The sequence below is a fragment of the Nostoc sp. genome, assembly GCF_041747015.1.
Lineage (GTDB): Bacteria > Cyanobacteriota > Cyanobacteriia > Cyanobacteriales > Nostocaceae > Nostoc.
In genome coordinates this window covers 1-7826 of the sequence record NZ_JBGTFY010000297.1, presented here as the reverse complement: position 1 = coordinate 7826, position 7826 = coordinate 1, and the positions used below count along the sequence as shown (strand labels likewise).

Below are 7826 nucleotides of genomic sequence, written 5' to 3'. Positions count from 1 at the left end.
TTGAAAGTGCCGATTTGAGCTTTTTGCCATTGAATGCCAATTAGACTAATCATAAATAGCATATAACCTGGTTCCTCCATCCAGGAAAAAATTGCCCCATGAACAAGTATTGTAATCAGAAACAATTGAGAGAGAGTATCTGGACAAGTTTTCCACACTAAAAGCCAAAGGTAGAGATAAACTCCAAGTCCGACAATCCCTAAATCTCCCCATACACCAGCCCAGGAAAAGGTTAAGGAGAACATACTACTACCTGTAAATTTGTTACTTAAAGGATTTGTGTTGTTTACAGAAAAGATGGTTTCTGTAACAGCAGAATATGAAGTGATGCCTAACGGTTGCAAATATTGCTGATAATCTGGAATTAACGAAGCCAAGCGTCCAATAGAATGTCCAGGACCAACACCAAATAACCAATTTAGAGGCGAACTGTAATAAGAATTAATAATAGAAAATACTGAGAATTTTACTCCTAGCCCCCGAATAATTCTATCGTCTTTACCCCAGAAAGACAAAGATGAAGAAAACGCAATTTGGGCAAACCAATACGTTAAGCAAACGATAACTATAGTAATTGCTAAGTACTTCAGTATTTCCCCTAAATTTTTGAGTTTTGTAATTACTATAATTACAAAAGAAAGTACAAATACAACTAAAACTTGTTTGGAGTCAGAGAAACTAATGTCGGCAGCAAAAATGATAGCTACTAACGTACGCAGCCACAACGACAACTTTGGATAAGTTATAAAAAAATATATAGCCGTAGCTAAGGCGATCGCACCACCAACATGATGACCTGCTCCTTGTCCAGTGAAAACACCTTGTACATCATCGGGATCTGGAGAACGAATAATAAAAAATTGGTAGTAAATGATAGCAATGTGAACAAAACTAAAAATCATTAACCATAATTTAACTTGCTCAATACTTGCGCCAAGGATAGGGTTGCTTGTCATTAACATTATGAGCAAGAAGGGTTCGGCAAGAAGCAAAAAACTTAAAATTATGTTGAGAAAACCAGCATTATTTACAAAAGCGCTAGCAGTAATAGTAGTAAATAAAATAAACAATCCAACAAAAAATTGTTTCGAGGTCGAAGTTCTAATTTTAGGGATGATCGAGCCAGCAAGAAATAATGCGAAAGGAAAGTGAAAGAAGTTAATGAGTGGCGGCGCTCCCATCGCTGTCAAAATTCGTGGAAAGAAGACAACAGCTATAAATATTATTGTTAGATTAGAAATCTTAATCATTTTTTGGCAGATACTCTTACATCATTTATCTGTCGTTTTATAACTAAATAATTCAACAATTTACAACTATCAATAGCTTGCTAAGGTGCTAGCAAAGATACATTTTAATAGAAATTGTTATAGTTATTTACGTGCGAACTGTGGCATATATCTCCATTATTCTCTTATAGTTTTCCTTAGCAGTATACTTGGTTTCAAATTCACTTCGAGCCTCTAGTCTCATCTGCGCCATCTCCTGTGGATGCGTTAAAGCCCACTCTACTTTAATTGCTAAATCCTCTGGATTGCCTGGACGAAAATGTAATCCATTGCGGTTGGATTCTACTAATTCAGCGATCGCACCTACTTGAGACGCAATAACTGGAGTTCCCTTAGCAAAAGCCTCGATCGCTACACGTCCAAAGGTTTCATAGCCTATAGTCGGAAACACTAAAAACGCCGCATTGCCAATTAGTTCGTAGACTTCGGGCAAAGACCTGCGTCCCAGCCACTCTATGCCTCGATCTAAACTTACCGCTTCAGCTACCTGCGGAGCTAGTGGCCCCTCGCCGACAATTTTGAGCGGCACTTTTTTACCCAACTGTTGCCACGCTGTCAATAATGTACTTATCCCCTTTTCCGGCGATAAGCGCCCGACAAAAAGAGCATACCCCCCCAGTCCTTCACCAGCGTTAGGGTCGGGGTAAACAAAATTAGGCTTAACAGCAATCTTTTGCGCCGGAAAACCAGCTTGAATAAACTTATCGCGGGCAAACTCGCTGAGGGTAATGTACTTATCTACCATTTGATTCCAAGTAGGCAGAATTCTGTGAGTTGTTAGCATTGTTGTTAGTACCCCAGTGGCGGCGCGGCTACCTCGGTAACAGGAATGTAATAGTGCAGGCCAAGGAACAAACTTGCCCAAACAGTCTTCACAAACGCGATCGTCGCGAAAAAAGAAGCCATTGGCACACAGAAGCCGGTAGTTCCGTAGAGTTTGAATTACTGGGACTCCTTCAGCATGAGCGGCGTAGTGAACGGATGGGGAAATTAACGGAAAAAAATTCTGTACGTGGACTAGATCATAGACCTGCGCTTTAAGCTGATGTCTAAGTGTTTTGTAAGCTTCCATAGACCAGACTGTTTTTATTGCCGTGCGAACTGCACCTAAATCGGCTATGCGATCATTGTTTTCCTCATATGTCTCAACCTCATGACCCATTTGTTGTAAAAGCCGTTCCTCAGCCTCACGGGATTCATCTTCTCCTCCACGAATCTGATAGCGATTATGTACGCTTAGGATACGCATTTTCTCTTATCCCCTTTTAGGACTGATATTACTTTTACCGACACCGAACTAAATAAAAGTCAAGTAGGCACTTTAACTTTGTCCAAATTGAGGATATCTTCGTAAAGGTTGACTAAAAACTGTCCCTTGATTTCCCAGCTATAAATTTCACTGATTCGCTTCTGTCCTGCTTTACCCATCCGTTCCCGCATATCGGCATTCTGGGCTAAATGAGTCATTGCTTCTGCCAGACCTTGTACTGCTAGGTCAGGAGTATGAGCAGGAATTTTCAAGCCAGCATCTTGACTGACCTGAGTAGCAGGCCCTCCCAAATCCAGACAAATTACTGGTCGCCCTGCGGCCATAGCTTCCAAACAGATAGTAGGTGAAAAGTCGTGCAAACTAGGATGAACTAAAGCACAACACTGTCCTAGAGCAGATAATGCTTCCTCGCGGGGCAGTTGTCCCCAAAAACGCACTCGCTCGGCAATGCCAAGGTCGCTAGCTAGAGATTCTAAATGCCTGCGTTCAGGCCCGTTGCCAATAATCCAGTATTCGCTATGCTCTAAATTAGCTTGGGCAAAAGCACGTAAACCTAAGTGAAATCCTTTCCAATGCAGTAGACGACCTGTACTCACAAATCGGATGGGGGTATTTAAAGGTGATTGAGAGAACTGCTTTAGTTGGCTGAGTTCTTGTTGATTGATACCAGTTTGCCCAAAGATAGTTTCAATTCTTTTTACTCCCAATTTACTAAGACGAGCAGAGGTTTCTGAGGTGGCAACTATGGCAACAGCGCTGCGTTTGGCAGTAAGACGCACAAAGGGGTCGCGTTCTCCTACCCAACAACTCAAGTCACGTAGTGACTCATAAATCTTGCCACGTAAGCTAAAATCTTGCCAAAACGCTTTTGGGGCAGATTCTCCACCGCCTAACGGGCCCCAAATGAACGGTATTGGCAGTAACGCTAGGAAACTAGGAACGCAGTATCTACCATAAGTTACATGGTGGACTAAATCGAAATTTTTTTCTTGATGAAGATCTTGAGCTAGAGAATAAATGCCAATCTGCCAGAGGTAGTAGTGGAGATGTACGCCTCGTTCTCCCTGCTTCCACCAGCGCAGCCACAAAGGTAAGTCGTAAAATACAAAGTTGAGTCCAGGAACGGGTCTAGCAGATAATTCAGCCTCAATTGCTGCCTGATTTTCTGTACGGGTAATAACCCACACTTCGTAGCGCTTGACTAGCTCCCGTGCCATGTTCCATCCTACCCCTGGTTCAGAACCCTTGTCTGGTCTGCAAGCATAAGCAGAAATTAGCACTCTCAAGCGTTTTGCCCCATTATGGGTTTGGATAATTTGCATTTTATAGATTACCTCTAGCGATCGTCAGATGTGATTGTTGCTTTAATTGAATTTAGATATCTCTGCTTTTTGGGCGATCAATTTTTCGTACTCCGTAGCTAACAACTTCGCTGTTGCTTCCCATGTAAAGAGTTTTGCTCTATTTAATCCTTTTTCTCTCAATGATTGACGATAGTTAAAATCTTGATAAAGATGCCATACTACCTCTACCATTGCTTGAACATCTGTTGGTTTAAGCAACACTCCTGCATCTCCAACCACTTCCGGTAATGATGTAACATTTGCAGCGACGACTGGCGTACCACAAGCCATTGCTTCAATGACGGTCATACCAAAACCTTCATAATGCGAGGGCGACATCAGCACGTCAGCAGCATTATATATCTCAACTAAAGTTTGTTTATCTGGCTTACCTAAATAAGTGACAGATGTTTCCAAAGAGTGAGTTTGAATAAATATTTTTTGTTCGTTAGTAAAATCTGCACCTACTTTCCACAAATGAATAGATAACCCTTGGGTTTTTAAAGCATCTAGGACTTTTAAAACAGTAGAAACATTCTTGCGTGGATGGTTAGATCCCACGTGAAGCAAGCACATTGTCTCTGCCAAAATACGGTGTTGAGAGCGAAAAAATGCAACTTTATCTGGTACAAGAGGATGAAATAAAGACTCAACTGCATCAGGAACAATTGTTATTTGCTCTCTTTTTATATGCAATTGTTGGACTATATCTTTTGCTGTGTGAGCAGAGACAGCCACGATTCGATCTGCTTTTTTCAAACCTCGTACTGCATATTTCCAAACTGCCATACTAATAGCAGGAATACGTGCTTGGTTGTCAAGATTTTCTGGGTTAACAAGGTTAATTAAATCGTGGCAAGTTACTGCTATCGGTCGATTTGTTGTTTTTAACCAATAAACTAAGTGACCGTCGCTATGGTCGATGACATGAAATAAGTCTGCTTTTTCTTGCTTAACACTAAGGGGGTAGCGCCAATAACGCTCGTAATATTTCCATAACCCCGTTGACCAAGAACTATTTTTTTGCTCTAGCAGATAAGGCTTCGGTGCTAGTTCAACAATTTCCCACTCGGGCCTTGCAACCTTGAGTCCAGCAACTAAACCATCAGCATAAACATCCATGCTGAAAGAAGCTCCCAAGCTTCTACGTAAAATTACCACCCGCATTATTCTCGCCCCCCGGAAATCTTTTTCTGCTCTATAGCTTTGCGCCATAAGTCAAGCGATCGCTCGGCAATTCGCTCGTGAGTATAGTGTTGCCTAGCTCTATCGAGGCTGTTTTGTTCTAGTTCTTGCCGCCAAGCTAAGTTGCAAATCATCCGCTCTAAGATAGCTGCGAGTTGCCTAGCATCTCCTTCAGAAAACACTAAGTCAGGTCGCCCAATTACGTTGGGAATTTCACCGCAATTAGAGCCTATTGCTGGTATACCCATAGCCATAGCTTCAATTAGCACATGACCAAATTGCTCTTTCCAGTCTGGGACACTGCGTGAAGGAAAAACTAAGACATCAAACTTGCTCATTTCTTGTGGCACTTCGTCATGGCGCACTCCTCCTCTCCAATCAATTAAGTCAGCTACGTTGTGCTTTTGCGCCTCTTGACGCAGCAGTTCCTCATCGGGTCCCGATCCACACAACACAACTTGGCACTCATAACCGCGATCGCGTAGTTGACTTACAGCAGCAATCAATACGTCAATACCTTTATGGTGTGCTAGTCTGCCGACAAATCCGATGATTAACTGCTGATGGTTTTTCGGCTGACGCAGCCTAGGATTGAATAAGGCTGTATCTACACCCATCTGCGGCATCACTTCAATTAGTCCGGTATAACCCCATCGGCGTAAGAGTTCCTCACCTTCAAGATTGCCAGCGACGATTAGTTGTGCTGTATTTAAGACAAATTGACGCAGCCTAGTACGAAAGTTTGATAATTTTCGCTCTCTATTCTCCCAACAAAAAAGCACTAAGGGCTTACCTGTAAACCTAGCCCAAAGTGCGAGTTCAAAAGCAGATACAGAGAATACCTCTTGCTCAACTTGGATAATATCAGGACAAAAATCAGTGATCACGTGCTGAATTACCCAAGGTGGATAAAAGTATGCTCCAACTTTTCCTTCAAACAATACTTTTGCTGGATATATATGAATGTTTGGATAGGGTTTTTCAATCTCAAATCGCTTTCCCCATGCTAAAGCCTGCCACTTTGCCGGGACGAGCAAACCGACGGTTGCTTGCCCCGTTGTGGCGATCGCATTTAATTTGCCTTGATTTACGCCAACTACATAAGTATGGCTAACAAAGAGTACCCGCAAGCAGGAATTAGTCACGCTACTTGTTTGACTTGCATTCTTACTGGTATCAATACTGTTCATATCGCTTTCCTTTTGCTTTTTCAATACCTTTAAGTATTGCTATTGCAGTCTGCTCCCAAGAGAACAATCGGGCTACTCGTTCTCGACCAGCTAAACCCATCGCGAAGGTTTTTTGTGGGTCTTGCATTGCCATAATGATAGCTTGTGCAAGTAAATCTACACGATCAAGCGGCACTAGCCACCCTGTAACTTCTTTTTCAACTATTTCCGGTACTGAACCAACATCGTAGGAGACAATTGGTAGCCCAGCAGCTTGCGCCTCAGCGATCGCTCTACCAAAAGACTCAGCATGAGAAGGCAAGACAGCTAGGTCTGCTTGTTCCAATTCGCGGGCTAGGGTTTCGCTATCCAAGCGCCCTAGTAAAACAACTTTGTCATCAATCCCGTGATCGCGTGCTGCTTGCTGTACTAATTCTTCATTACCCCAACCTGCTATTTTGAACGTCCAGTTGTGTTGACCTTGGGCTGCTATATACCCCAATGCTTCAATTACATCAAAAACTCCTTTTAAAGGGGCTAAAGAGCCATAGAAAATTAGCCGAGATACTTCCCCCCTAAATGTTCGTTGAATTTTGCCAAATACCGTATCTATCCCGCGATGAATAGTTTTTATCCGCTCTGGCGCTACTTGAAATAAAGTTATTAGTTCTTGACGAGTGAAATTTGAGGACACAAACACCACGTCCGCAGATTTTAAAGGTCGCCAACGAAACCATGTATCAGTTGCAGCTTTGAGTAGGGCCAACCTAGTCTTTCTCTTTACCCAAATCTCATAAGATGGGGAGGAGGCGATCATGCCCACTACAACTCCTTTTGCTTTGAGGGTTTTGGGGAGAAAGGCTGCCTCATAATCCCAACTTAAGACTGCATCTACATTTCTTTGAGCAACTAGCTTTTGCACTCTTTTTGCTACTGCAAGACCACCTAATAAATAATGTATTCGGCTAGGTGGGGCAGGGATAACTTGAACTAAGCTAGCTTTTAATTCTACTGTTGGTTCGTTCGATATTGGTATCAGAATTACTTCTACCCCCAGTTTTTGCAGATGTTGAGCAATTTGTAGGCAACTTAACGTTCCACCACCTGGACTACCAAGGGAATGTTGATGGGTAATAACAATGCACTTGCTCATTAATTTTCAATCACTCTAACTATGTAATCCTCAGCTAGTTTGCTAATTAAGTCCTACTTTGTAGGGACATCTTAATATGAATTTCATTATTCATGCTGATTATGTCACCATGTTAATTGACTAATAAGTTTGCAACTATACATTACCGATATTTTTGTATATGAGTAACTAATATAAATAATCGCTGTAGTTTGCGTTCTAGTTTGATTAATTTTCTTCAAGTAGCGAGTATACTATAATCATTTGACAAAGCATCATGCTTGTGGCTCACCAACCCCAGGGATAATTCATTCTAGAAGTAAAAACAGCTTGTCAATGTCATGGGCAAGAAATCGTTCCGCCTTGGTCAAAGAATCGTAACCGCCGCATTGGAGCAAGATTAATGGCGATATTGCGGATGATAGACCAATTGGTGGC

The 7826-nt window shown here is 42.0% G+C and carries 5 protein-coding genes and 1 pseudogene; all 6 read right to left on the bottom strand.

Features of this window, described 5'->3' with window-relative positions; all coding sequences use genetic code 11:
• A pseudogene (locus ACEW80_RS23960) lies at positions 1-956 on the bottom strand (hypothetical protein); the annotation flags it as partial.
• Between the two features lie 421 nt (positions 957-1377).
• On the bottom strand, positions 1378-2538 hold the full coding sequence (locus tag ACEW80_RS23955) for a glycosyltransferase family 4 protein (protein ID WP_373528985.1): 1161 nt from the start codon (positions 2536-2538) through the stop codon (positions 1378-1380).
• Positions 2539-2597: 59 nt separating this feature from the next.
• The gene (locus ACEW80_RS23950; RefSeq protein WP_373528984.1) at positions 2598-3881 is read right to left on the bottom strand and encodes a glycosyltransferase family 4 protein; all 1284 of its coding nucleotides are present in this window, start codon (positions 3879-3881) and stop codon (positions 2598-2600) included.
• A 42-nt stretch (positions 3882-3923) separates the two neighbouring features.
• On the bottom strand, positions 3924-5069 hold the full coding sequence (locus ACEW80_RS23945) for a glycosyltransferase family 4 protein (RefSeq protein WP_373528983.1): 1146 nt from the start codon (positions 5067-5069) through the stop codon (positions 3924-3926).
• Positions 5069-6277, bottom strand: coding sequence for a glycosyltransferase (locus ACEW80_RS23940; protein ID WP_373528982.1), 1209 nt, complete (start codon positions 6275-6277; stop codon positions 5069-5071). The genes ACEW80_RS23945 and ACEW80_RS23940 overlap by 1 nt, the downstream gene beginning before the upstream one ends.
• Positions 6264-7409, bottom strand: coding sequence for a glycosyltransferase family 4 protein (locus tag ACEW80_RS23935; RefSeq protein WP_373528981.1), 1146 nt, complete (start codon positions 7407-7409; stop codon positions 6264-6266). Before ACEW80_RS23935 ends, ACEW80_RS23940 begins: the two co-directional genes overlap by 14 nt.
• Between the last annotated feature and the right edge of the window lie 417 nt (positions 7410-7826).